We start from the raw sequence: 26021 nt of genomic DNA on the forward strand, positions 1-26021 counted from the left end.
CTTGTCGTGTCATTGCTGAAGATATCCCATGAAATTGCTAAAGTTGCACGAAATTGCATTTTAGCTTGATCTATGGCTGGTTATGGGCTTAATGGGAGAACATGCGCAGCAGAGAAGACGTTGGCTGTCTACTCTCGGTGCGAAACTTCCCCCTTGAATTTCAGATTGCTCGACCCCATGAGTAAGCCTAAAAGCCGAAGATCGATATACATTGTTTTAGCCGTTAGCTCTGTCTTCCATTTTGTTGGACTTAGCATACTTGGTGGCGTGATTATTTGGGAAAACGCCCAATCGCCAGCTCCGGAATTGGAGGCACCGCCGGTGGTGGAGCCGCCGACACCGCCGCAGCGTTTTGCGTTATCCCTGAACAACGAAATGGTGCGCCCGACCAAGTCTCGCATTGCCGTGCAAGATATTCGTATGACGGACTTGGATTCACTCGACCTGAGCCTGCCCCAAACCAGTAATCGTGTGGGGTTCGGTGGTTTTGGAGGCGGTGGATTGGGTATTGTTTCCGAGATGCCGAAGCTCTCGCTGGAGTCGCTTTTCGGCAACTCTCAGTCCGCTGGTGTGGATTTGGCCGGAGCGTTTTTTGACCTCAAACAAACTCCTGCGCGCCAGGCAAAAGAGGTAGACTACGCGGGCTTTGTGCGCCGCTATACTTCGGGCTCCTGGGCGATGTCGCAACTCGAACGTTTTTATCAGGCTGAGCGTAAATTATACGCAACGACCCTGCTCATCCCGCATCGAATGGCCGACCAGGCACCAGCGGCGTTTGGCGTTGCTGGTGAGGTGCAGCCCTCGCAATGGCTCGCGCATTACGAGGGGAAAATTACTCCGCCATTCAATGGTAAATTTCGTTTCTGGGGCTTTGCGGACGACGTATTGATTGTTCGCGTTAATGGCCGTGTTGTGTTGGATGGTTCCTTTCATGAAGGCGAATATACTGACTGGCGTTCACGCGAGCCTGATTTGAATCGCAAGTTCAATATCGGCAATGGGGCCTTGGCGGTGGGGGACTGGATTAACGTGCAAAAAGGCCGTGAGCTGAAGATTGAAATACTCATCGGTGAGCGCCCAGGCGGACATTTTTCCACCTATCTTTTAATCCAGGAAAAAGGTCAGGAATACCCACAAGGGCCTGATGGCCGACCCGTATTGCCGATCTTCAAGATGACGCCTCTACCTCCAGGGTTTGAACAACAGCTACTGGCGGAGATGGGCAATGAACAAGGTTTAATGAGCCTCGATGGCCCTTGCTTTGCCCGCTTTCAGTAAGCGACTAGAAGCTGTGTAATCCCTTTATTTATCTATGAGTACGCTCGATATTATCCTCTTCTTTGTGTCTGTAATTGGCGTCATTGGCTTTGGTCTTTGGAAAAGCAGTGATCGGGGCTCGAAGCCCAAAGACGCCAGTGATTATTTTCTTGCTGGTCGAGGGTTATCCTGGTGGCTCGTTGGCTTTTCACTCATCGCGGCCAACATCTCGACGGAGCAATTTGTGGGTATGTCCGGGCAGGCGGCAGACTGGCTTGGGCTAGCGATTGCGTCCTACGAATGGATGGCCGCCATAACGCTCGTGGTGATCGCATTTTTGTTTCTGCCACGTCTCTTGCGCTGTGGCATTTACACGGTTCCGGAATTTCTCGAATATCGTTATGGTGTTCTCTCGCGTATGATCATGGCCATCGCCACAATGGTTATCTTGGTCGGCGTGCCAACCGCCTCGGTGATCTATTCGGGCGCCAAGGTGATCAGCGTCTTTTTTACGGATGTTTCGCTGCTCGGGCTTGATTTAGGCAACCTCACGGTTGGCTGTTGGATCATTGCCTTCGCGGCGGCGGCCTATGTATTTATCGGTGGTTTGAAAGCCTGCGCCTGGACGGATCTCATTTGGGGCTCAGCGCTAATTTTGGGCGGAGCGATGGTGATGTACTTCGCTTTTCAAACGCTTTCTGAAATGCCGGCAGAGGAGCTGATGGCGCACAAGTCTGCAACTTCTGACGCGACGATTGCCGACCTCGAAACGGCTGGCCCAATTGCGCGACTCTTTCACCTGACCGATGGTCCTGCCGTGACTGGCGATAACGGATCAGGCGGAAAAATGCACATGATTCGGCCAGCTGACGACCCCTCGATTCCGTGGACTGCGCTTATCATCGGTTTGTGGATTCCGAACTTCTTCTACTGGGGCCTCAATCAATACATCATGCAACGCACGCTCGGTTCTCGCTCGTTGGCAGAGGGCCAGAAAGGGATCGTTTTTGCCGCTGGTCTTAAGCTGTTGATTCCCTTCATTGTGGTCATCCCCGGAATCCTCGCGTTTCATCTTTTCAACGATGATTTACGAGCGCAGGCGGACCAGAAAAACGCGCCTGTTCTTGCTGCGATTCAGGCCAAGCAAAGCGTCATTATTCCCTTTAGTGAGGAGTTTGCCCGCCTCAATCCGGAGCAGGCGCAAGCCGTGGTGGCGCACAACGCCGAGCAACTGAATCAGAACGAATTACTAGCGGATGACGTTGGTTTATTTGCGCAAAATTGCAAATTAGTATCCAGCGCCAAGCCGAATCAAATTGGCGTTAAGCTCGTGGCTTATGATTATGACTCGGCCTTTCCTACGCTTTTACGTAATTTGCTCAAGCCGGGCATCGCCTGGTTTGTGCTTGCCGCTATTTTTGGCGCTGTGGTTTCGTCGCTGGCGTCGATGCTTAATTCGGCGTCCACTATCGCTACGATGGATCTATATGCGAAGGCTCGCAAGGGGGCAGGGCAGCGTGAGCTGGTTCGCGCCGGACGGGTTTTTGTGCTAATTTTCGTGCTGATTGCCGGACTGATTGCGCCGAGTCTCGGCAGCCCGCAGTTTGGCGGAATTTACAACTTTATTCAGGAGTTTCAGGGCTTCCTAAGCCCAGGGATACTCGCTGTATTCCTCTTTGGCTTTCTCGCCAGGAAGTGCCCGCGCTACGCCGGTTGGCTCGGCATCCTGCTGAACGTCGTGCTCTACGGGACCCTCAAGCTGGTGGCGCCGGAAATCGCCTTCCTGAATCGCATGGCAATTTGTTTTGGCGTGGTGATCGCGGTCTTGCTCGCGCTGACGCTGCTCAATCCACTTAAAGAAGCCATTCAGCTCCCGCGCAATGCCGAGATCGAGCTCACCAGTTCACGTTCCGCCAAAATCTGGGGTAGCGTTGTGATCGTGGCGACTCTGGGCCTCTACATCATCTTCTGGTAGCCCAACTCCCGGTTGATATGCCGTCAATCTCCTTTGCCCGCCAATTCTCGTGAGGCAGTGTATAGGCGTTCGGCCAGGCGGATGATTTTCTTCTGGTAAACGATCATCTCGCGCCAGGTGTCAGGAATGCCGCTGATGCCATAATACGCGCCAGCGAGCTGGCCGTAAACCGCGGCCGTCGTATCGGCGTCTTCGCCGAGGTTGACCGCGGCCAGGACGCCATCGGCGTAGTTGTCGGTGCTGGCAAAAGCCCACAGTGCGGCTTCGAGGGAGGAAACCACGTCGCCGCGGCCACGGATGGCGGGCGGAGCTTTTTCCCAATACGACCCACGGGCGATTTCCTCGATTTCGCCAGTGAGCGGTTGGCAGAGCCACACGCCGCGGACGGGCGCGTAGCCGGGCTGGAGCAACGCCTCCTTTTCCACGCCGCGCACCGCGCCGACGATCAGCGCGCCGAGCAGGCGGCAGGCGTCGATGCACAAGCGGGTGGCGTGGGTGAGGCGGCTGCTTTCACCGGAAAATTCCAAGGCCTCCTTGGGCGATTCCGCATAATAAAGCGGTACGGGCGCCAGGCGCATAATTGAGCCGTTGGTCGAGCTGGTCTCGGTGGATAAGCCCGCGAATGGTGCGCCCTCGGCTTCGTAATATTCGATGGCGGCCTGGGTGGTCTGGCCAATGCCAAAGGCGGTCTCGCGGCTGCTCCAGTAGCCCGCGCGCCACCACTGGCGAAAGCGGTCCATAGCGTCAGGTGCGTTGAACCCGTTTTTGGCGACGAGGCTTTCGGCCAGGCACATGGCCAGCGAGGTGTCATCGGTCCATTCGCCGGCTTCAATCTTGTTGATGCCGCCCGCGCAAAAGGAGCTGACCTGCGGGAACATGCCCGGCGCCAAGCCCTCAACGGCAGCCCCCATAGCGTCGCCCACGGCCAAACCCAGCATGCTTCCGTAATAGCGTTCCAGCGGGTCCATCTCTCGCGACATGCCCGAAGACTAAGCTAGCACCGCGCCAATTCAAGGCTGTAAGTTGAAGAATGTAGGGGCGGCTTAGCGCAGATCCGAGGGCAGGGTGGAGGCGTTGGCCTGCAGGCGCTTTTGGTAGGCGCTGACGTCCGCCTCTGAGAACTTGGAACCGAGCGAGACCTTCGCTGCGGTGCTCGCCGAGGGCGCGATGACCGCAAACTGGCGGTTGACCATCGTGCCGATCACGTCACCGGTCTGCGAGAAAACGAGGTCGCCCGCGCGCGGGTTGAACTCGCCAAAGAGCTCGCTGAAAATCGAGGTGTCCATATCGAGATACTCGGGGTGCGCGGGGACGATTTTAAAGCCGACTTCGCCATACTTGCCCTGATTGCTGACGAGCACCGCCTGCGGGAATTTGAGGGGCTCTTTGGCCAGATTGAAGGCCTGCACGCCCCAACTGTCCGGGAAGCTCGCGGGGAGCTTGAGCGCCAGGATGCGCGGGTCAGCGGTCAGCGCGTTGAGTGTTTCAAAACGGCCGGCGCGTTGCCCGTAGCGGATGTAGCCGGTGACGGCTTGCAGCCCGCTCGTTGCAAACGGCGTCTTGTTGACGGGGATCAGCGCGTAGACGTTGCCGCTGTCGCGAATGAGGATCGTTTCGAGCTCGTATTTCTTGCTGCTGGCGCCGAAGAGGCCGGATTCCGTGGCGTCAAACTGAATGCGGATTCGGTTCTTCTGGTAGCGGTCGAAAATGGTGTTGAGCGAGAGCGGCTGCGCGCGCTTGACCTCTTCGCGGATCTGGTCGGTGGCCTCGGCCATTTGGCCAACGCCTTCAGCGAGCGTTTGCGTGGTCTCTTGCAAGTTGGCTTTTTCGATGCGGGTGATCTCGATGTCGCGCTGGGCGAGGGCGAGCTGCTCGGCCTTCGCGGTGGCCTCGGCCTTGGTGACTTCGAGCTGCGTGGCGAGGGTCTGCTTTTCCAACTCGGCGGTTTTGACTTCACTGGCCAGGCGTTCGCGTTCGGCGGCCAGCTGCTCGGCCATTGCGGCCTTTTGCTCCAGCTCACTTTGCAGAGAGCGCAGCCGCTCAGTCGAAGTGGCGGCGGTTTCTTTCACCTCGGCCAAAGTCTTGGCGAGCTCCACGCGGTCTTGCTCGGCGGCGGCGAGCTTTTCCTGAGTAAGCTTGGTTTGCTCGGCGAGTTCGGCGGTTTGGGCCTCGGCCTTGGCTTTTTCCTGAGCAATGCGCGCGCTTTCGGCCTCGGCGGCAGCCTTTTGTTTGGCGAGTTCGGTGCGTTGCTTTTCGAGGCGGGCTTTTTCCGCGGCTAGCTGTTCGGCGGTCTGCTGGGTTTCCTCGAGTTTGGCCTCGCGTTCAGCCAGGGCTTTGGCGCGGGCTTCGAGCTGCTCCTGGGTCTCGGCTAGCTCGGTGGAAAGCTCGTCGCGGTTTTCCTGTTCGGCGTCGAGGGACATCTTGAGTACGTCAATCAGGTCTTGGTTGGCGATGGCGTCTTGCTCGATCGCTTGTTCGGCCTGGGGCGCGGTCTGCTCGTCGGGGTCGTCAAACCGTGCGAGCGCCAGCAAGCTCAGCAGCAAGAAATCGCAAATGACGAGGAGGAGGGAGCGGTTCATAAACTTGTTAAAGATGTATGCGAGCCTTGTGGCAACGCAATCGCGGAATCACGAGCTGTGGGATTAAGAGAGCTTTTGGGGTATGCAAAATTCACTAATATTCAGTCGACATCAGCGAATCTGCTTTTCGTCGCGCTCAATAAGCGACATTAATGCGGATTCGCTTGAGTTGGGCTGTTGACATCTGAGAATGATATCTGTCATATTCTTCCAAAACCTCTCAACCCTATCTCGGCTATGAGTGCTTACGTTCTCTACAAAAATAACCCTTATCGCAATAAAAGCATGAGCAAGAAACCAATCCGTGTCGCAGTTACGGGCGCAGCCGGCAATATCGGCTATGCGCTGCTATTCCGCATCGCATCCGGCCAAATGTTTGGGCCGGATCAGCCTGTCGCGCTGAACCTCATTGAGATTGAACCCGGGATGAACGCCCTGCGTGGCGTCGCCATGGAACTGGATGACTGCGCCTTCCCGCTGCTCACCGAGATCGTGCAGACCTCGGATATGAACGTCGGTTTCAAGGACGTCAACTGGGCGCTGCTCGTGGGCTCGGTGCCGCGCAAGCAAGGCATGGAACGCGCTGACCTGCTCGGTATCAACGGCAAGATCTTCGTTGGCCAGGGTAAGGCCATCAACGACAATGCAGCGGACGACGTGCGCATTTTGGTGGTCGGCAACCCTTGCAACACCAACTGCCTCATCGCCCAAAAGCACGCGCCGAACATCCCGGCCGACCGCTGGTTCGCAATGACCCGCCTGGACGAAAACCGCGCCAAGACCCAGCTCGCTCAAAAGGCTGGTGTGCCGGTTAAGGACGTGACCAACCTCTGCGTTTGGGGCAACCACTCGCCGACGATGTTCCCGGACTTCTACAACGCCAAGATCGGCGGCAAGCCCGTTACCGAAGTCATCACCGACGAAGAGTGGCTCAAGAACGAGTTTGTGCCGAAGGTTGGCAAGCGTGGCGCTGAGATCATTGCTGCCCGTGGCGCCTCTTCCGCTGCTTCCGCCGCCAATGGCGTGGTCGACACCGTTGTCAGCCTGACGACTCCGACTGCTCCGGGCTCCTACACCAGCGTGTGCGTGCTCTCCAATGGCGAATACGGCGTGCCGGAAGGCATCATCACTTCGCTGCCGATCAAGACCGACGGCAAGAAGTGGGAAGTGGTCAAGGGCATCGAGCTCTGCGAATACGCCAAGGAGCAGATTGCCAAGTCCAACCAGGAGCTCCTCGACGAACGCGAAATGGCGCTCGCCGGCCTCCAGGGCTAAGCAGTTTCACAGCTTTTCCGACAAAGCCCGGCCTGTATGGCCGGGCTTTTTGCGTTTGCCTGCCGAAGTGTTGGGGACTTTTTTAAGGTGCTTCGATTCCGGTCGGTGTCGCTTGTGTCGCTGGATGCCTCCGTCAATTAAAACGATCCGCTGACTGATAAATCCGGTTCGACGAGTGCGCTTTTGCTTTGAGTGACTACGAGTGAATATTAGCCAATGGCTTTCACTAATAGTGAGTGGCTTTCAGTGGCGCCGGAAATTCGACATAATGCAAAAAAAGTGGCCCACTGAGCCAACTGAACCCACTGAGCCTGTGTAGCCAGCTGAGCCATTGTCAGGGCCGGGGAGTTTTGATAAAATGTTGGGCATGAACCCTTCATTACACCCTCTGCGAGAAAGCAGACGCCCGCCGTAGGGCGCTGCTATCTCTAGTCCAGCCAATGCCGCCAGGAACGCATTCGTTCGCGTGCGGGGAGTTGGAATCGTTTATCGGGCCCATTCGTTGGCCGGGCAGTGTGCGCAGCAGCCTTGCTTTACACACTGCCCTAGTCAGCCTAGCGAACTGACGCGCCAGCGACGCCCGTAGATTATAAGTCGGCTCAGGCCGCCCAACTCTCCGCCCGATTATGCCAGCTTGCGCTCCGGGTATTGGCGTTGAAGCGCGCGACATCACGGCGCGTTCGCCCCACCTGCGCCCGATCCCGGCGAACGGGCGGGTAGGGCAGTGTTCTTTGATATCGAATAAAGCAGGTTTTACCCCCCCCCGGCCCCAGTCGGGAAGGAAAAAGTTCATGATGTGGTGGGCTTGTATATGAGCCCTCCTGACAACGCTTTGGAGTTTTGCGTGGATGAAAAGAGCCAGATTCAGGCGCTCGAACGCAGCCAGCCGATTCTGCGCTGAGGCTTGGAGCTCCAGAACGCCAAACTCAGGATTATTATCGTCAGGGCACGACGTCATTGTTTGCGGCTCTTGATGTGGCCACAGGCCGGGGCAGTAGCAGCCTCAAGGAGCGCCACCGAAGCCGTGAGTTCCTCGCTTTCCTGTGCCAGATCGAACGCGAGGTTCCCGAGGGATTCGATATCCATATCATCCTGGACAACTAGCCACGCACAGAACCGCCGAGGTCAACCAGTGGCTAAAAAAGCGACCACATTGGCATCTGCATTTTACCCCAACGCACTCCAGTTGGCTCAACCAAGTTGAACGATTCTTCGTACTAATCACCAACCAGCGCATCCAAAGAGGTTCATTCAAAGCAGTCAAAGAACTCAAAGCAGCCATAGAGCAATACATCGAGCATCTATTCGCTTACGAAGGCCGAAGGTTCCCGTGGCGGACGCCTCTACTAGCACCTGCGTATCAATGGAAAATGCCGTAATCGCCACAAGAACAAAGCCAGTCACAGCAAGCTGCCAAACCATGTGGGCATTGAAAGTGCGTCCGCCCATCGTGGAGCGACGCAAGGTAATGGTCACTGGGAGTGTGACCTTATCGCGGATTGTCGCCCTGCAAGGCTATCACGTGAAGACCATCAGCTTCCAGCCAAAGAGCGGGATTGCCTCGGGGCGGGTGGTCTCGGGAATGCCGTTTTCGACCAACTGCGCGAGCCACGGGCGCAACTCTTCGGCGCGTTCGTGCTTATTGACGAGGCTCCCGATCTGCTTGCGGCGCTGGGTAAAGATTGAGCGGATGACTTCGCGCTGCGCGGCGTTGAAAAAGAACGCGTCGGGCAGGCGCTCCAGGTGGAGCAAAGTCGAGTCGACATCGGGCGCCGGGTAAAAGCATTGGCGCGACACGCGGTGCCCCGGGCGGCGCTGGTAGGCTGCCTCGATGAAGATGGATATCGCGCCGTAATTCTTCTGGCCAGGCGCGGCGGTAAAGCGGTCGGCGGCTTCCTTTTGCAGCATCAGCACGAGGCGCTCGGGGAGGGGGCCGGCGAGGATTTTTTCCATCCACGGGGTGGAGATCGCGTAAGGCAAATTTGCCACGATCTTAAACTTACTTTGCAATGCAAAGCTTGCGCGCGGGTGGTCCACTGCATCGCCGTGGAGCAGGTGGAATTTCTCGGGATTCTCAACCGCGAGCGTGGCAGCGAGGTTGGCGTGCAGCTCGGGGTCGAGCTCTACGGCCCAGACTTCGGCGCCGGCTTCGAGCAGAGCGGAGGATAGCGTGCCCAGACCCGGGCCGACCTCCACAATGCAGTCGCCCGGTTGGACATCGGCCAGCTCCAGGGATTTGCGCACGATGTTGCCATCGACCAGGAAGTTCTGGCCGAGTCGCTTGTTGGGGCGGCGGCCAAGGCGCTCCAGCACCGCACGCGTCTCACTCGGGGACAATGGCATGTGGGCATTCAGGCGGCCCAAGCGCAGGCAGGCGAGTCTTTTTCGCGCGGGTGCTTTACCCAATCAACGTGCCTTCAACGAAGTCTGCCGTGACGCGCTCCAGGCGGACGCGGGCCAATTCGTTGCGGAGCTCCAGTGCAGTTTTGCCGCGGAGACCGTCGCCGCTCAGGACGACGCGCACGTAATTATCCGTGAGGCCGCTGGCGGTGTTATCGCGTGGGTCTTCGAAGAGGACGTCGGTTTCGCGGCCGAGGTTAGCCTCATAAAATGCGTAGCGGCGCTCGGTGGAAAGGCGGCGCAGGCGGGCGCTGCGGCGGTGACGCTCCTCGACGGGGATGTGGTCGTCGCGGCGGGCGGCGGGGGTGTTGCCGCGCTCGGAGTAGGTGAACACGTGGCCGTAGGCGAGGGGATTTTCGGTGAGCACCCGGCAGCTCTCGGCGAAGTCCTGCTCGGTCTCACCCGGGAAGCCGACCATGATATCCGTCCCGATGCAAATACCGGGCACGCGCGCGGCGGCGTCGTTTACAAAGGCTTCCCACTCGGCAATGTTGTAGCGGCGGCGCATCTCCTGCAGGACTTTGTCCGAGCCGCTTTGCAGCGGGATGTGCAGGTAGGGCATCAGCGCGTGGTCGGCGGCGTTCATGCGGTCAAAGAGCTCCACGGGAATCGTGGTCGGCTCGATGCTGCTGATGCGCACGCGGTCGAGGCCGGGCAGGGCGCTGAGCGCGTCGACGACCTCCAACACGCTGCGGCTGGTGTGGTCGTAGGTGCCGATGTTGACGCCCGTCAGCACCAGCTCTTTCACGCCACGGCCGACCTGATGCCGGGCCTCGGCCATGAGGTCGTCAAACTCCCGGCTGCGCGCGCGACCGCGGGCAAACGGGATGATGCAAAAGCTGCACATGAAGTCGCAGCCGTCTTGAATCTTTAAATTCGCGCGCCACTCGAAGGGCGTCTCGCCGGCAAAGTGCATCGTGAAGTCGTCGCGGTCGATGCGCTCGCGGACGATGACCGGCGCCGGGTTTTTCTCCGCCGCTCCGATGTAGTCGAGCACGTTCATTTTATCGTGATTGCCGAGGATGAGGTCCACGCCCTCGATGCCAGAGATTTCCTTGGCGCCCATCTGCGAATAGCAGCCGACGACGGCGGTGTAGGCCTCGGGGTTGCGGCGGACGAAGCCGCGGATCGCCTGCCGGCACTTGGCGTCGGCCAGCCGTGTGACGGTGCAGGTATTGATGATCGCGAGGTCGGCCTCGTCTGCGAAGTCCACGATGTCATAGCCCTGCGCAATGAGCTTTTCGCGCAGGATCATCGTCTCGCTTTGGTTGAGCCGGCAGCCGAGCGTGTGCAGCGCCGCGCGCCGCCGCGTGGGGGCGGAGGTTGCGTTGGCTGGCTGACTGGCGAGGGCTTGGCTCATGCGAATCGGGTAACCAAAAACGTTCACGCTGACTTTTCAAGGCAGAAGGGCCGAGAATGGCCGTTGCGAGGGCGGCTATTTACGGCAGGGAAATTGTCCACCAATTATTTTTTCTCAGTTTCTTAAAATAATTCCTAAGAAAACCTGGGCTGGCGCGTATCCCTGTTAAATCGGCTTCACCCTGGCCGCCTGAACGACACACTTCAACACCGATGGGAGATGACTCATTATCCGCCGCCTCACGCCCGCAACTCTCGCGGGCCATCCAAGTCTATTCCAAGCCTCTGTCCCGCTACGCGTATTCGCTCTGTGGCTGCGTCCACCGCTCGCAGGACGCCGTGCAAGACACCTTTCTTCGGCTCGCCGAGCGCGATGAGCCGATTAAACCCGAAGAACGCCTCGGCCCCTGGCTGTTTAAAGTCTGCCGGTCGCGCGTCATTGACCAGTTTCGGAAGGAGGGCCGCATGACGCCGGGCGCCGAACTCCCCGAAACGAACCCCCAGCTGCCGCCCGTCGACACGCCCCGGGAATCCGCCGAACGCGGCGACAGCGCGGCGGCCGTCTGGGAACAGATGGGCAACCTGTCGCCCAATCAACGCGAAGTGCTGCGCCTGAAATTCCAGGCCCAGCTCAGCTACCGCGAAATCGCCGACGTGCTGGACTTGTCTGTGTCCAACGTCGGCTACCTGGTCCACACCGCGATGGCGAGTCTGCGCCAGCGGCTCCGCACCGAATCCGACCTGCTCGGCTAATCCCACCAACTTCAACTTTTTGATCACCGTGAATTTCGACCCAAATGATCCCCGCATCACCGCTCACGCGCTCGGCGAACCGCTGGACGCCGAGGCGGAAGCCTTCATCCGCGAACACGAGGCCGATCCTGCATTTCAGGAAGCCGTTGAGGAAATTCAGCAAACCGCAGCTCTCTTAGCAACCGCCTTCGCCGCCGAACCCGAAACAGTGGAAACGGTCGACGAAGAGTCGGTCCTGGCGAACGTTTCTCAGCCAGCCAAGCCGCCGAGCCGCTTTAAGCTCTTTGTGTTTTCGTCACCACGCATTGCAGCGTCGTTGGTCCTGTTTTTGGGTCTGGCGGGTGCGCTGGGCTGGTGGTTGGTGCAGCCGGAGAAATTTACCGCGACGGCCACGGTGCAGGTGCTTCGCCCCGAATTTGAAGGAGAAAATGTTCTGGTTTGTGGAAATGATTTCCAAGTGAAAGTTGGCATCGCCGAAAGCAATGCATTGGCGCAAGCCGCTGCGGAACGGCTCTCGACTGCTGACCGTGATCTATTGCTGAAGGGACATCCGCAAATGGACTCGTGGGTTGAGTCCGCGACGGCGGAAATCATGCGCATCACGACGGTTGAGCCTGATCGCAAAGCCTATCAGTTCGATATCAACGTCCAGCATCCCGATGAGCAACTTGCCGCGAAAGTCGCGAACTACCTCGCCGATGAATACATCAACTACAACGTCAAGCGGAACATCGAAATCAGCATGCGGACCGTCGAACTCCTGCGCACTAGCACCGAGCAACAGCGACAGAAAGTTGAAGAGATTCGCGAAGAGATTAATGAGTATCGGAAGTCATTTAAGCGCTTGGGGTTTGCTCCGGACGGCTATGACGCCAAGAAAGCACAGCTAGCGCAAGCAGAGGCGACCTATGCGGAGTTGAAGAGAAAATCTCAAACTGAAATGGCGCAGGTAGCGTTGGTCAGTGCGGATGCCCGCATCGTCTCGAAAGCGACTGCGGGAGAAGAGACCATTATGGTGGCTGAATACGCAGCGCCGCCGCCAGCGCCCGAGTCCGTTGGAGCTAAAGACCGAGATGCGCTCATACAGGAAAGCTTAAAGCCAGCAAATCGGCCGAAAGCAAGGATCGCGGTGACAAACGTTAGCCAAATTAATCTGTCTGATCAGGATGTGAATATGCCGGTGGTCGATTCGAGAGTGAGTGGGTATGCTGGAGTAGCAGCTGTTAGCAATGAAAAGCAACGTGTCGCCATTAATGGTCTAAATTCCATTGCTGTAGATCGTTATTGGTCTGATAGCCCAGACTCCAGCGTCGATTTCAGTAATTCCTCTGTCGATTTCTTTGGGGTTAAGCGAGAATCGCAGCGACTCCCTCAAGAGCCATTCAATCGCGAAGGCTATGATCTGATCAAGGACAACGAGTTCGTCACGCCGCAGGTGGAGCCGTTGTCGACCTTTTCTATCGATGTCGATACCGCCAGCTACGCGAATGTGCGCCGCATGTTGCGGGGTGGGCAATTGCCGCCGCTGGACGTCGTGCGCATCGAGGAGCTGATCAATTACTTCGACTACGACTACTCGGTTCCCGAAACCGGCGAGCATCCGTTCTCGGTTAATACCGAGGTCGCGCCGGTGCCGTGGGCCCAGGAACATTACCTGGTGCGCATTGGGCTGAAGGGCTACGAAGTGCCGTGGAACGAACGCCCCGCCAGCAACCTGGTTTTCCTGGTCGATGTGTCGGGCTCGATGAGCAGCGCCAACAAGCTGGGCCTCGTCAAGCAGGCGCTGACCGAGCTGAGCCTCCGCCTGGATCGCCGTGACCGCGTGGCCATCGTGGTCTATGCCGGGAGCAGTGGCCTCGCACTGCCGTCCACCACTGCCGACAATCAGGAGACGATTCAGCACGCGCTGGAGCAGTTGAAATCCGGCGGATCGACCAATGGCGGGCAGGGCATTGAGCTGGCTTACCAAGTCGCGCAAAAGCACTTTACCGAAGGCGGCAACAACCGCGTGATCCTCTGCACGGACGGCGATTTCAACGTTGGCGTGAGTGACCGCGGGCAGCTGACGCGGCTCATCGAAGACAAGGCCAAGAGCGGCGTCTACCTCTCGGTTTGCGGCTTTGGCATGGGCAACCTGAAGGACGACATGATGGAGTCTCTGTCCAACTCGGGCAACGGCAACTACGCCTACATCGACAACATGCGCGAAGCGCGTAAAGTGTTTGGCCAAGACCTCTCGGGAACGATGCTGACCATTGCCAAGGACGTGAAAATCCAGGTCGAGTTCAACCCGGCCAACGTCGCGGCCTACCGTCTGATCGGCTACGAAAACCGCATGCTCGCTGCCAAGGATTTCAACGACGACCAGAAGGACGCGGGCGAGATCGGCGCCGGGCACACCGTCACCGCGCTTTATGAAATCGTCCCCGTGGGCGCGGACAGCGCCGCCTTGCCTCAGGATTCCGTGGACCCGCTGAAGTATCAGCAAACGGAAGGAAACTCTGCAACGCAAAGCAACTCTGCATCGAAAAGTGAGTTCTCCGATGAATGGGTCACGGTGAAGCTGCGCTACAAGCAGCCGGACGGCGATACATCCACGCTGATGTCCACCGTGGTCAATGGCCCCTCCGAGGACACGGCGCCGAGCGCGGACTTCCAGTTCGCCACGGCGGTGGCGGAGTTTGGTCTGCTGCTACGTAAGTCGGAATACGCTGGCGAGGCCAGCTGGCCCGCAGTCATCGAACGCGCCCGCGACGCCCTTGGCGCGAATCAGGGTGGGCATCGGTCGGAGTTTGTCGAGCTCGCCCGCAAGGCGCAGGCATTATCAAGTCCTTTGCCGGAAAGTGACTAGCGATAGCGTTTCTTGAGTTCGCGTAGGCCTTGCGCGGTGTGCTTGTCTAGTTGTTCGGCAAAAGTCTGATAGCGGCTAAATTTCTCGGTGCGCAGCTCAAGCTCGGCTTGGCCGGCGTAAGCAGAGGCGCGGGCAAGGCCGAGGTTTCCCAAGCTGCCCTTGACGTAGTGGACGAGCGGAATCAGCTGAGTCCTTGCTTGGGAGGTGCAGCAAAGACGGATTTCAATCAGCTTGTCTGCATAGGTTCGATGAAATTCTGCGATCAAGTCCTCGATAAAAACAGGCATGGCTTCTTCACCTAGCGAGAATTCCCAGTGTTGGAGAAAAACTGAGTCGAGCACAGCTACGCTGGCTGGATCTACGGTTTCTTCAAAATCAGGCATGCTGGTCGAGGAGTTCCTGGACGGCTGATTGCAGTAGGCTGGGGGCAAAAGGCTTGGTAAATACTCGGTTTGCGCCTGCCGCAAGCAGCTCTTCGTGGACTTGGGTCTCGCCGTGTCCGGTTACGACGATGAGTGGCATTGAGGCAAGTTTGGGCTCTGAGCGCACAAACTGAATGAGCTCCAGGCCGGACTTACCAGGGAGCATGACATCGATGATTGCCATGTCTGGGCGCTCCGTTTTCAAGAGCTGCTCAGCGCCGAGGCCTTCTCGGCAGACAATGAGTTTGCATTTGATGCGCTTGAGGTTGAATTCCAGCAAGCGGATCATTAGGGGGTCGTCGTCAGCAATTAGAATAGTGCTCATAGCTTTTGCCAGCAGAGGAAGGTTTGGTCGTCATTGGCGGGTTCGTGTGCGTGGTCGATTTCGGCTCGCAGATCCTTCCAGATGCTTTCGGGGGGGTGGTTTTTGCGTTGCATAAGGAAGTTGACGAAATTCTCCCAGCCCCAGATGTCGCCGTCGCGCGACCATTCAAAGAGGCCATCGGTGACGATGAACACACGCGCTGAGGCGTCTAGGGAGAAACGCTCGGTGACATATTCGGCATCGGTATAGAGCCCCAAAGGCGGTCCTGATGGTTCGACGCTAAACGCTTCGGAACCTTCGATGCAGCCGATGACCGGGCAATGGCCGGCATTGACAATTTCTATCTTGCGCAGGTTTTTGGGAATGCGGGCAATCGCGCAAGTTGCAAACATCGTCATGTCTTCCAGCTCGCGGCAGAGCGTGCGGTTGAGCGCCATCATCAGGCCGACCAGCGAATACTGGAAAGTAATACTGATGTGCAAGGCTGTGCGGAACATGGCGGCGAGAAATGCTGCCGGGACCCCTTTGCCCATGACGTCGATCATGCACAGAATTATATCTCCGCCGCGCGTCTCGCAGATTTCCACGTGGTCGCCCGATACTTCACGCGCGGTGCGTCGGCGCACAAATGCACTCCAGCCTTCGCCTTGGGTCAGTTGGGGGAGAGGCAACAGGCAGTCCTGCATTTCTGAGGCAATTTCCAACTCTCGCAGTGCTTGGTTTTCGCGATCGCGGACTTGGGCGTTGCTGGCGTTCATCACCGCAATGCCGATTAAGTCGGCAAAGGTGCGCACGGTGTTGCGGATTTGGGCGTATAGCTCCATTTCTACCAAATGATTGGCCAGCAGCAGGGCACCGCATACGTTGCCGCCAGCAATGATTGGGCAGATGATGCCGCTGTGCGTTTCCGCGAGCTGCGGGTCGCTTTCGATGATGCTCTGCTCGGCCCAACTGAACTCCTGTCCATCTTCGAGAACAGATAAAATATGTGGTGAGTCGAGGGGCGGGCTGGCGGCAACTCCGCTCAGAGCTAGCTCGGCCATCAACGTGGATTCGATCACGTCGCTCAAATAAATTGCCACCTCGTCATGCGGGGCCACGCCCTGTAGGTCGACCAGCGCTTGCTCCAGGAAGTCGACCACGGTTTCACTCTGCACGAGAGCTTCGCCCAACCGGTAAAAGGCCGCCAGGGATTCGAAGCAGGTCGAGAGCTCCATCATGGCTTTTTCCACGAGGGTCTCCGGCGCGTGCGCTTGGTTGAGCCCGGGGTGTTGTCTAGTGACACGGCACAGGTAGCTGTCCTTGTTGCGCCAGTGCATGGTTTGGTCTACCAGATTGGCGACGAGAAACAGGCCGCGCCCATGAGTGGAGGCCTCACTGGGCAGGCTGGGGTTTTGGATTATTTCTTCGGGCGGGCCGTTGCCTGGGTCTATTACTACGAGGCTAATTTCTTCCTGCCAGATATCCCACTGGACCGTTATGATTTCATTAGGATCGCTCTTGCAGCCGTGGATCACGGCATTGGCAAAAATTTCGGTTAGCACCAAGGCCCAATCAGTGATGGCTTCTGGCGGGAGCGCCATGTCCGCGAGGAACAGGGTAAACTGTTCCCGCAGCGTATTAATTTCACTTAATCGCGCGGGTGCCAAGTACCTATGTCCAGACAGTGGGCCGTTCATCAAGTTAAGATAAATTAAAATAGCGTTCAGTTTAAAGCGTATTTTTCTTTATGAGATGGCGGCGATGGTTAAGGTCAATTCATTCGCCATGAAACTGTTCGACCATCTCATTGAAGAAAAGGCGCAACTGGAGGTTAAGGTACTCGCCAGCCGATTTGACGCGAGTGTGTGCGATGATTTTCGTGATTACATGGATGGGCTTTGGAGTCCGGGACTTGAGAAAATTACTTTGGATCTTTCAACGGTGCAGTTCATCGACAGCAGTGGGGTGGGGGCCTTGATTGGTGTGCAAAAGCGCCTGGGCCGTGGCTCCGTCAGCCTGCGTGGCGTCACTGGTCATGTGGCTAACGTCATCAAGCTTCTGCGCCTTCAGCGCGAATTTGCCCTCATCGACTAACTTGGCAACAACCGAGTAGGCTTTACTATTTTGGCTCAGTTGGCTCGGGGTCTAGGGAAGAGAGTCCCTAGATGGTTGTTCCTACGCTAGTCGCAGCTGTGGTGCAGCCCGACTTGCGCATGACGCCGATATTTTTGATGAGCGCAAGGACTTCAAAGTGGATTTTGTCGCGAATCAAGCGGGCCCCTTTTTTGCGTAGCTCGGGGGTGCCCTCAAGAGATTGGAAGTCGGAGATGGACCAAGGGATGACTTGGGCGGCCTTGGCGTATAGCACGTCGACATTGGTCATAAAGATAGGGCATTGCTCGGTGGTAGCTTGGTTGCAGAGTGTGACCACATAGTCGAATGGCGCACCGCTTTTGTAGAGGTCGAAGACAGATGCGGGTCCTTCGGCGGGGAGCTCGATGCCGACTTCCGCCATAATGCCGCGTGGCAGCTCGCCCAGAGTTCCCGGGTCAAAGCACGCGCTTTGCGCTTCGACTTGATCCGAGGCATGGTGGTGGGCGAATAGCTCGGCGATTTTGCTTCGTCCGCCATGGTAGGTGCAGACAAACAGAATGCGTATCTTTTTCATCGGGGTATTTGCTGACGTCAGGTTATAGGGTATTCCTTGTAGTTCGGTAAATTTATAAACGTCCGTTTCTGCCTAAATTTTAGACAAAAAAACTGCCCATCACCACGAGGCAATGGGCAGTCGCGAAAAGGTGACGCGCTTGGCTTAGTGATGGTGACCGTGCTCGGGGTAGTAGGCGCGGAGGGCGAGGATTGCTTTATTCAAGGCTTCGGCGCTGGCGGCGTCGGAGTTTTGCTTGGCCTTCATTGCGGCGACCATCACGGCGTGGTGCTTGGCGAGGCGCTCCTTGTAGTCGTCTTGCGAGGACTTCACGCGCTGGGTGAGGAAGTAGTTGCTGATGATTTCAATGACGTTGTCAGCGTGGTCTTCCTTGTTGTTGACCCAGCGGACAAACTGGTTGCCGGACTGCGGATCGGTCTTGCCAGCGAGGGCGTCGATCTCGGTCATGCATTTCTTGATGGTGGTCGCGTCGAGGAGCATCTGCTTGACCATCAGGTCGTCGTCGTAAATGCCACAGGGAATCTGGCAGTGCGCTGAAGCGGTGTTGGCCGAGAACAAGAGCGCGGCCAACATCGTGAGTAAATAGGCGAGGGGATTAGCCGTGGTGTTTGAATTCATAAGGCGACTGTCTGCCAAAGCTGAGGCATTGTCAAAAGCGGAAGGTGAATTTCCGGCAAAGGGCAGCGGCGTATTGTTTAGTCGCGGATGAACGCGGATGCTTTGGTAAGCGTATGAGAGTGCGCAGAATTAATCGAGCTGAACGTCGATAAGCAGGAACTTCGGTTGGTCGCCCAGGTCGACAGATGCTGTGCTGTAGCCATCCGAGTTCGGAGGTGAAATCGTTACGCCGTCCGTGCTCCAGGAGCTTAGATTCTCACTGGCAAGCACCGTGTAGGTGACCCCTTCACGGTTGGCGAAGTAGGTGAGCTCGAGCTTGTTGCCATCGGCAGGAACCGGCTCGGGCTGCGCGCTTTCTGTGGGGCTGTAGTCCAGCGCATATGGGATAATCAGTGGCTCGCCTTGGGCGGAGGTTGCCGTGGCGATATCGGTATCGTAGCTGAGCTCTTGTTCAACCAGCCACATCTTGCCTGTGGTTTTTGGGCCCATGTCGATTGATGGGCAACGGAACCAGGTTGGTGTGGTGAAGCCAGCTTGATCGGAGAAAAAGTAAACGGTGGGTTCCGGGTAACCGAGAGAGTCTGAGTAAGTAAAAAAGTAAAAATCTGCCGGCGTTGTGGGCGCTGCTCCGAGAAAGTAAATCTCCAGATCTTCCATGCCGGCAGTGAATGAGAATATTTGCGATTCCAGCTCTTCAAGGCTGCTAGGCAGGATGAGTTGTTGGATGCCTGTGCAACCACTGAAAGCGCTCGATTCGATGATTCTCAGCGATTCGGCTAATTCAATGGAGGTCAGGTTACTCGCTCCGGACATTGCACTGTCTAGGATCACCTCGACGGTGTCGGGCAGCGCGAACGTTGTCGCGGTCGATGCGCTTGGGTATGCGATGAGCTCGGTCATGCTCTTGTTGTAGAGCACAAAATCTTGGCTGGCATAGGTGGCGTTGCTCGGGCTGACGGTGTAGGATATGTTACCAAAGGAATTGCGGTAAAGCTCCGTGACCGAACTGGGAATGTAGACGGAGGTAATCAGGGTGCCGTTGAAGGCATACTCGCCGATGGTTAGCAAGGTTGATGGGAGTGTGATGCTGCTGATCCCTGCATTACTCATGGCAAAGGCATCATGCTCGATGTCGAGCAGACCTTCAGGCAGGTTGATTGTTTGGAGCTGCGAGCAATCGACAAACGACCATGAGGCTATGGTGGTCACGGTGGGCGGAACGTCGAAACTGGTGGCGGGATCGGCGATCGGGTAATTGATGAGCCGGGTGACTTGCTTGTCGTATAGCACGTTGTCGATTGCCGTGAAATAGGTGCTCTCTTCCGCAACGGTAATGCTCGTTAGTGAATGGCAGTTGGAAAAAACGCCGCCCGCTAGTTGGTTGACTGAGGCGGGGATGTGGATGGACGTTAAGCCACTGAAAATGAAGGCTCCGTATTCAATCTGAAGCGTGGCATCGGGTAGAGCGAGGCTGGTCAAGCTGCTGCATGAATGGAAGGCATATTCATCAATCAGCGTTAGCGATGCTGGCAGATTGATCGAGTCGAGTTGGCTACAGTTTGCAAATGCCCATTCGCCGATTTCCTCTAAACCCTCGGACAGGGTTACGGTCTCAAGTAGTGCACAGTTGTTGAATGCAACTAGCCCAATGTGCGTAACGCTCGATGGGATGGTGACGCTCGTGATGTTCTGATCTGCAAATGAAGCAATATCTAGTCGCGTGACCGTTTTGCCGTCGAGGGTGTCGGGGATGACCAAGTCGCCTTCGAGGACGCCATCCACATCGTAGATGGCAGCGGTATCTCCGTAATCAAAATAGAGGAAGGAGCCGGATTGAGCGGCAGACGCCCACACCACACTGAGTATGTATAGACTGACTAAGAAAATGATGCGGTGAATTAGAAGCACTATCTGATCTTGTGATTGCTTTAACGTTTATCGATTACAGCCTGCTGGGTCGCGGGAGAGTCGCAACAAAAAAACCGGCGCCCAATTGGACGCCGGTTTGAAAACTTGTTTGAACTCGCTTGGTTGGAAACGCGGCGTAGCCGTATCTCCGATCCAACCGGAGGTTAGCTGCCTTAGAGCTTGCCGCCGTAGATGGCCAGGTCGCCGAGCTCTTCTTCGATGCGGAGGAGCTGGTTGTACTTGGCAATACGGTCGGAGCGGCTGAGGGAGCCAGTCTTGATCTGACCGCAGTTGGTGGCAACGGCGATGTCAGCGATCGTGCAGTCTTCGGTTTCACCGGAGCGGTGAGAGAGGACGCTGGTGTAGCTGGCTTCCTTGGCCATTTCGACGGCGTCGAGGGTCTCGGTAAGCGAACCGATTTGGTTAACCTTAACGAGGATCGAGTTGGCGACGCCGAGGTCGATGCCCTTCTTGAGGAACTTGGTGTTGGTGACGAAAAGGTCGTCGCCGACGAGCTGAGTGGTGTCGCCGATTGCGTCGGTGAGCTTCTTCCAGGTATCCCAGTCGTTTTCGTCGCAGCCGTCTTCGATGGAGCGGATCGGGTACTTCTTGCAGAGGTCCTGGTAGAAGGCGACCATGTCATCACCGGAGAGGATGTCGCCGGAAGACTTCTTGAAGACATACTTCTTCTTCTTCTTGTCGTAGAATTCGGAGGAAGCGACGTCGAGGGCGAAGACGATGTCCTTGCCGAGCTTGTAACCGGCCTTTTCGATGGCGGTTGCAATGGCGTCCATGGCGGCCTCGGTGGACTCGATGTTTGGAGCAAAGCCACCTTCGTCACCGACGGCGGTGTTCATGCCCATGCTCTTGAGCACCTTCTTGAGGCTGTGGAATGTTTCAGCGCCGTAGCGGAGAGCTTCGCGGAAAGTCGGAGCGCCGATTGGCATGATCATGAATTCCTGGAAGTCGATCGGAGCATCGGAGTGAGCGCCGCCGTTCATGATGTTCATCATGGGAACGGGGAGAACCTTCGCATTCGGGCCGCCGATGTACTTATAGAGCGGCAGGCCGAGGGCTTCAGCAGCAGCCTTGGCGGTCGCGAGGGAAACACCGAGCACAGCGTTGGCGCCGAGCTTCTTCTTGTTAGCGGTGCCGTCGAGCTTGAGCATGGCGCTGTCGATGCCGACCTGGTCGCAGGCGTCCATACCAATCAGCGTTTCAGCGATGTCGGTGTTGACGTTGCTAACGGCCTTCAGAACGCCCTTGCCGAGGTAACGACCCTTGCGGTCGAAGCCCTTGGGGAAGTCCTTCGCGGGGAGGCTGCCGTCGCGCATTTCAAGCGCTTCGTGCTCACCGGTGGAGGCACCGCTGGGAACGGCAGCACGACCGATAACGCCGCTGTCGAGCTCGACATCGACTTCAACAGTCGGGTTGCCGCGCGAGTCAATAATTTCACGTGCGTGGATATCTACGATGGTAGTCATGGTAAGCATTGCTGATAGGGCGCCTGCACACAGAGTCAATGGCATTTCCCAATGAAACGATAAACGTTGCCGATTCGCTTAGGCCGCATAAGCCTGGCTAATTGAAAACCGGCTGGAACCCCTGATTTTATCAGCAAAAGTTTCCTGGAGCAAATTTGGGCATTTTCCCTGTATTTGGAGAATTAATTCGCCGAAAAGCGTGTTCGCCCAGGCAAACCAAGGGCGCGAAAACTGCGCCGGGGTCGTTGCGGTGGAAGGATTCGTGCATGAAACTGATACCCGCGTGCGTGTTCGTGAGCGTTCGCAGGCAGGCGCGGATCTCGGTCTCGTGGCGGAGGTGTCATCCGTTATAATGAGCGTGTCGGGACGGCCGTCGATTTCCTGGAAGTCGACGACAGACTCGTTGGAAGTATAGACCTGCACGGCCTCACTCTGCTGCTTGCTGACATGGCGAAGAAAACGCTCACGCGAATAGAACCGCTGCGAAGTCTGCGGCGTGCTGCCATCAACTTGATGAACCACTACGTAGCTGTCAGAGTGAACATCGATGCCGAGATTGACGTGAGTTACTGCTTTTGATCTATCAATGCTTGCCGACTTGAGCAAGTACCAGACCCCGCAACTTCATGTTTTCGCTAGTGCGAACCTCGCCGAGCTTCTTTGCCCCTGTCACAGCAGCTACTGCGGCGGCGGGGGCAATCATCCAATCGGCTGACCTCTATGCTGTCGGCTCTACGCCATCTACAGTGCAACTTTCCGTATAGCTGTGTACCTTATCTGAAACACTCTAATCAACACACAGACAACATAAACTTTTTCAGGAAGGATTAAGTGCCTAGTCGCTCGGGTCGGGGTCGCCGTTCCAGACGGGTGGATAGTCGTCGCGGTAGAGGGGCCAGAGCGCTTTGCTCAGGTCGGTGGGTTGATTGGCAGATGTGCCGCCTCCGTTGGTCCAGATCCAGTAGCGGTCCGCGTAGTCGAAGAACACATCGTTGTTCCAGATGTTTTTCGCGCCCATGATCTGCATGGAGAGCGCGGTGCCGACATTGACCGAGCCGTTGATCGCGCGGTAGTAGATTGGCAAGTCGGCATTGTCACGGGTGGGCCAGTAGCTGTGGCGGATGCCCCACTCGGGCGTACCAAGATAGTTACTGTCGTAGGGGATAATGTCTCCTTCGGCGATGTCGCGACTGTCGGGGTCCCATTGGCCGCCTTCTGATTTCAGGCCGCTCTGGGTGATATCGATCTCGGCCTGCGACACGTAGAAGTGCGTCTGGTATTCCTGGAACTGGACACCCGTGCTGCCGGAGTTGCCATCGTGCTTGCCCCAATTGCCGACGTCGAGCATGTGCGCGTCGTTGAGGAGGAGGCCGGCGTAGATGATCGGCATCTTGCGGCCGAGCATGTGGCCACCGTCGGCTTGCCAGCCTGGGCCATTGTCGGCAACGCCGGTGCAGTCGATGCCGTATTGGACGAGGTTGATGATCAGCTTGTCCTTGCTCGGGCTACCAGTCAGCTGCGTAAAATCGAGGTTGGTCATCAGGGCGGTGTTGTTGACGACGTGCGCCATGTCGCGGCCGTAGTCCGGCATGTTGAGTGATGGGTGGTAATAGCGGCCGTAGTAGCTGCTGCGGTGGTCGATCCACGGGCGGGACATCGCGGCCTCCAGGCTGGGGATGGATGGCAGACCGGTGCTCGGCGGTGTGAGGTTGGAGAGCTTTGTCAGGTCGAGATCGCCAAATTGGTAGTCGAGGCTTTTGTCCGAGCCGGCGTAGGGCGGGCGGAAGCTGTAGTCCGTCGGCGCGGCGTCGACCACGGTCAAGATCGCGGCGGAGCGGAGCATTGGGCGAGGGCCGCTGTCTTGATAAGTCGGGCAGCCGGGCTCGCGGTCGGAGGCGGAATTGTAGAGCCAGCTGACCGCCGACACGAGCGAGCTGTCCACCGGCACGGTCAAGGTGTTGCTCGGGGAGACGGGGCTGCCGTTGGGCAGCGCGACGTTGAGTGACTGGTCGTAGCCCTTGCCGTCGTCGTAGCCCTGAACGCTTGAGCTGTGACTGGCGAGCGGGTTGATCATCGAGCCGTTTTGGTTGAGCCGCGGCGTGTAGCTGGGATCGTTCAGATGGTTGTCGATGCCGATGATGGTGACCGGTCCCTTGACCCAGAAATCGCCGGTTACATAGGTGCCGTATTCATACTCCTGATCGAAGGTCCAGGTGACGCCGTATTGCTGAATGCGATCGGTCGTGCCCCAAGGCTTGCCAATCTCATTTGCCCCGGTGATTTCGAGATCGAGCACTGGTTTGATGCTCCCGTTGGCGGATTCGACGTTAATGTATTTAAAGTCGCTGCCGGGGACTTTATCGAGCGTGAGGATCAGGTAGGCGTAGCTACCGGCGGGCGTGTTATTGTCGTAGAAATCCTGCACCCAGCTGCTGATGTCCACACTGGTGCGGACGCCCCAGCCGTTGGCGGTCAGGTCGGCCTCACTGGCGAAGTCAGCTTGCAGAAGCGTGGCGTCGGGGTTGGTCGGATTTTCGCCGTCGACGTAAAACTTCGGGTCGCCGACCGTGCCAAAGGTGTCGGTGTCCGCATGGCCGTAGAGGTCGATGTTGCCCAGGCCGCTGGGGGCTCCGTAAGAACCGCCGGTGACGTTAACCGACAGCGTCGCGCCGGTCACTTCGCCGCCCATCAAATCGGGGAGCTTCACGGGGAGCACCATGCAGTAGCTCGTGCCGTTGCTATTGCCGCGGCCGAGACGTTCCGGGTTTTGGCCCGTGTAGCCGTGCCCACCGAGCTCATTGATCACGGTGTCGCTGCTGCTAGCCGTAATGGCCATGTTGGTGATCGTGGGGGGAGGCGGCGTGGCTGGACCGGTGACAAGGTTGAGCTCAGGCTTCACGCTGCTGTTGGCGCTGTTGACCTTCAGGTATTTGTAGTCTCCGCTGGGGATCGAATCCATCGTAACCATCAGGAAGCAGTATTCGCCCGGCTGTGCGCCGGCGTTATACAGGTCTTGCAAATGGCTGCCAATATCGGCGCTGGTCACGACGCCGAAGCCTCCGTTGACGAGGATATCGGTGTCGACGAACTGGTCTTGCAGCAGCAACGCGTAAGGGTTGGTTGGGTTACTGCCATCGACGTAGAAATCGGCGTTGGAGACTGTGGCGCTACTCGATAACAGCGTACTGCCATAAAGGTCAAGATCGGGCAGGGTGGAGGGGTTCCACGAGCCGCCGGTGAAGTTCAGGTTGAGCGTAGCGCTGTTGACGACGTCACCTTGCAGGTCTGGCAGGGCAAAGGGCATCACGAAGGCGTAGTTGTAGCCGTCGTTTTTGCGTTTGCCGATACGGACTTCTTGGTCGCCCACCCATTGGCTGGAGCCATTGACGTTGACGTTGTTGTCCTGATCATGACTGATTACGGTCAGGTTGGCAGCAGAGAGACAGCTGGCAACGGCCAGCGAGGAGATAATCATCCGTGAGGGGTGCAGCAGCTCACAGCCACGCAATCCCTGGGGGAGGGGGAGTGTATTCAACATAATGGGGGAATCTTTACGGTTCTAACGGGATAGGTGCCGATTAAAGGATTGTTCTGTGGCGCGTCAACTGGAAAAAGGCTTTTAAAGTGGTGGGTGGGTGCAGTGATTAGAGCACATTTCATCTAAGTTGGCCGATCAGGCCGCAGTGATTTTTTGTGTTCAGCAAGGCGGCTTGAGCGCGGCAGGCTTCCAGCCCGCTCAATCAATGCCGCCTTGCCCTGCTTCCAATCTCATCCCCACCAAAATCAGCCGTCATTTTCAGGCCTTTTGCCCTTGAGAAAACTAGCTCGGCTTGATTACATTCTGTCGTCGTCGGTTGAGTTCATTTTTTCACACAAATAGCTGTAAACAAGCTACTTGAACCTGCCGACGACTTTTTTATGCAATTTGCGGGCTAGTGTGGTGTCAGCGAAGTTTATCTCAAAATAATCTGTACTTTTTGCGGAGAGCCCATTCATGCTCTTTTGGATGGAAACACGTGGACGTAATGTAGCAAAGATTGAGCTAAACACCGATGAGCTTGGGTATCTTCAAACCCTTCTTCGTCTCCTAATCTACCTCAGGGCGAATCGCGTCGTGCTCGTGCACTGATGCGGATGCATGAGGGGCTTAACAACAAGACCATCG

The 26021-nt window shown here is 57.1% G+C and carries 20 protein-coding genes and 1 pseudogene; 7 read left to right on the forward strand and 14 right to left on the reverse strand.

Features of this window, described 5'->3' with window-relative positions; translation table 11 throughout:
- The first annotated feature begins 72 nt into the window (after positions 1–72).
- Both RBB62_RS12470 and RBB62_RS12475 read left to right on the forward strand, forming a co-directional pair.
- Entirely contained in the window at positions 73–1278 is a 1206-nt protein-coding gene (locus RBB62_RS12470; protein WP_309399222.1) for a hypothetical protein, read from the forward strand.
- A 34-nt stretch (positions 1279–1312) separates the two neighbouring features.
- Complete coding sequence (locus tag RBB62_RS12475) at positions 1313–3232, forward strand: sodium:solute symporter family transporter (protein WP_309399223.1); 1920 nt, start codon at positions 1313–1315, stop codon at positions 3230–3232.
- Between the two features lie 23 nt (positions 3233–3255).
- Here the strand turns inward: RBB62_RS12475 and RBB62_RS12480 are convergent, their stop codons facing one another.
- Positions 3256–4212 carry an ADP-ribosylglycohydrolase family protein gene (locus RBB62_RS12480; protein WP_309399224.1) on the reverse strand — a complete coding sequence of 319 codons (957 nt, stop codon included), beginning with the start codon at positions 4210–4212 and terminating at the stop codon, positions 3256–3258.
- 63 nt (positions 4213–4275) lie between these two features.
- Entirely contained in the window at positions 4276–5811 is a 1536-nt protein-coding gene (locus RBB62_RS12485) for a coiled-coil domain-containing protein (protein WP_309399226.1), read from the reverse strand.
- A gap of 285 nt (positions 5812–6096) precedes the next feature.
- Here RBB62_RS12485 and RBB62_RS12490 point away from each other — a divergent pair, with 285 nt between their 5' ends.
- Positions 6097–7086 carry a malate dehydrogenase gene (locus tag RBB62_RS12490; protein WP_309399227.1) on the forward strand — a complete coding sequence of 330 codons (990 nt, stop codon included), beginning with the start codon at positions 6097–6099 and terminating at the stop codon, positions 7084–7086.
- A gap of 954 nt (positions 7087–8040) precedes the next feature.
- Here the strand turns inward: RBB62_RS12490 and RBB62_RS12495 are convergent.
- Entirely contained in the window at positions 8041–8172 is a 132-nt protein-coding gene (locus RBB62_RS12495; RefSeq protein ID WP_309399228.1) for a hypothetical protein, read from the reverse strand.
- Here RBB62_RS12495 and RBB62_RS20215 point away from each other — a divergent pair.
- Complete coding sequence (locus tag RBB62_RS20215) at positions 8130–8465, forward strand: transposase (RefSeq protein ID WP_343219090.1); 336 nt, start codon at positions 8130–8132, stop codon at positions 8463–8465. The genes RBB62_RS12495 and RBB62_RS20215 overlap by 43 nt on opposite strands.
- Positions 8466–8604: 139 nt before the next feature.
- Here RBB62_RS20215 and rsmA read toward each other — a convergent pair whose 3' ends face one another.
- Both rsmA and mtaB read right to left on the reverse strand, forming a co-directional pair.
- On the reverse strand, positions 8605–9429 hold the full coding sequence (gene rsmA, locus RBB62_RS12500; RefSeq protein WP_309399229.1) for a 16S rRNA (adenine(1518)-N(6)/adenine(1519)-N(6))-dimethyltransferase RsmA: 825 nt from the start codon (positions 9427–9429) through the stop codon (positions 8605–8607).
- A 55-nt stretch (positions 9430–9484) separates the two neighbouring features.
- Entirely contained in the window at positions 9485–10846 is a 1362-nt protein-coding gene (gene mtaB, locus RBB62_RS12505) for a tRNA (N(6)-L-threonylcarbamoyladenosine(37)-C(2))-methylthiotransferase MtaB (protein WP_309399230.1), read from the reverse strand.
- 212 nt (positions 10847–11058) lie between these two features.
- Between mtaB and RBB62_RS12510 the strand changes: the two genes are divergently transcribed.
- Positions 11059–11598, forward strand: coding sequence for an RNA polymerase sigma factor (locus tag RBB62_RS12510; protein WP_309399231.1), 540 nt, complete (start codon positions 11059–11061; stop codon positions 11596–11598).
- A 28-nt stretch (positions 11599–11626) separates the two neighbouring features.
- Positions 11627–14449: a YfbK domain-containing protein gene (locus RBB62_RS12515; protein WP_309399232.1), complete on the forward strand. Its 2823-nt coding sequence runs from the start codon at positions 11627–11629 to the stop codon at positions 14447–14449.
- Here RBB62_RS12515 and RBB62_RS12520 read toward each other — a convergent pair.
- Genes RBB62_RS12520 through RBB62_RS12530 form a run of 3 tightly spaced genes read right to left on the reverse strand, consistent with a single transcriptional unit; the run spans position 14446 to position 16875 of the window.
- Positions 14446–14832: a hypothetical protein gene (locus RBB62_RS12520; protein WP_309399233.1), complete on the reverse strand. Its 387-nt coding sequence runs from the start codon at positions 14830–14832 to the stop codon at positions 14446–14448. The two genes, RBB62_RS12515 and RBB62_RS12520, sit on opposite strands and share 4 nt — an antisense overlap.
- A complete protein-coding gene (locus RBB62_RS12525; RefSeq protein WP_309399234.1) occupies positions 14825–15196 on the reverse strand; it encodes a response regulator in 372 nt (123 codons plus the stop codon). Before RBB62_RS12525 ends, RBB62_RS12520 begins: the two co-directional genes overlap by 8 nt.
- A complete protein-coding gene (locus tag RBB62_RS12530) occupies positions 15193–16875 on the reverse strand; it encodes a SpoIIE family protein phosphatase (RefSeq protein WP_309399235.1) in 1683 nt (560 codons plus the stop codon). Before RBB62_RS12530 ends, RBB62_RS12525 begins: the two co-directional genes overlap by 4 nt.
- Positions 16876–16963: 88 nt before the next feature.
- Here RBB62_RS12530 and RBB62_RS12535 point away from each other — a divergent pair, with 88 nt between their 5' ends.
- On the forward strand, positions 16964–17272 hold the full coding sequence (locus RBB62_RS12535; RefSeq protein WP_309399236.1) for an STAS domain-containing protein: 309 nt from the start codon (positions 16964–16966) through the stop codon (positions 17270–17272).
- Between the two features lie 67 nt (positions 17273–17339).
- Here RBB62_RS12535 and RBB62_RS12540 read toward each other — a convergent pair whose 3' ends face one another.
- The 6 genes and pseudogenes from RBB62_RS12540 to RBB62_RS12565 all read right to left on the reverse strand — a co-directional run bounded on the left by RBB62_RS12540 (position 17340) and on the right by RBB62_RS12565 (position 25394).
- Complete coding sequence (locus RBB62_RS12540; protein ID WP_309399237.1) at positions 17340–17846, reverse strand: arsenate reductase/protein-tyrosine-phosphatase family protein; 507 nt, start codon at positions 17844–17846, stop codon at positions 17340–17342.
- 144 nt (positions 17847–17990) lie between these two features.
- On the reverse strand, positions 17991–18464 hold the full coding sequence (locus RBB62_RS12545; RefSeq protein WP_309399238.1) for a superoxide dismutase [Ni]: 474 nt from the start codon (positions 18462–18464) through the stop codon (positions 17991–17993).
- A gap of 129 nt (positions 18465–18593) precedes the next feature.
- Complete coding sequence (locus tag RBB62_RS12550) at positions 18594–20372, reverse strand: leucine-rich repeat domain-containing protein (RefSeq protein ID WP_309399239.1); 1779 nt, start codon at positions 20370–20372, stop codon at positions 18594–18596.
- A gap of 173 nt (positions 20373–20545) precedes the next feature.
- Positions 20546–21856: a phosphopyruvate hydratase gene (gene eno, locus RBB62_RS12555; RefSeq protein WP_309399240.1), complete on the reverse strand. Its 1311-nt coding sequence runs from the start codon at positions 21854–21856 to the stop codon at positions 20546–20548.
- Positions 21857–21934: 78 nt separating this feature from the next.
- Positions 21935–22184, reverse strand: a pseudogene (locus tag RBB62_RS20220) (glycoside hydrolase family 125 protein); the annotation flags it as partial.
- Positions 22185–22691: 507 nt separating this feature from the next.
- Positions 22692–25394, reverse strand: coding sequence for a hypothetical protein (locus RBB62_RS12565; RefSeq protein ID WP_309399242.1), 2703 nt, complete (start codon positions 25392–25394; stop codon positions 22692–22694).
- Positions 25395–26021 lie beyond the last annotated feature (627 nt).

The organism is Cerasicoccus maritimus, from assembly GCA_031296935.1.
Taxonomy (GTDB): domain Bacteria; phylum Verrucomicrobiota; class Verrucomicrobiia; order Opitutales; family Cerasicoccaceae; genus Cerasicoccus; species Cerasicoccus maritimus.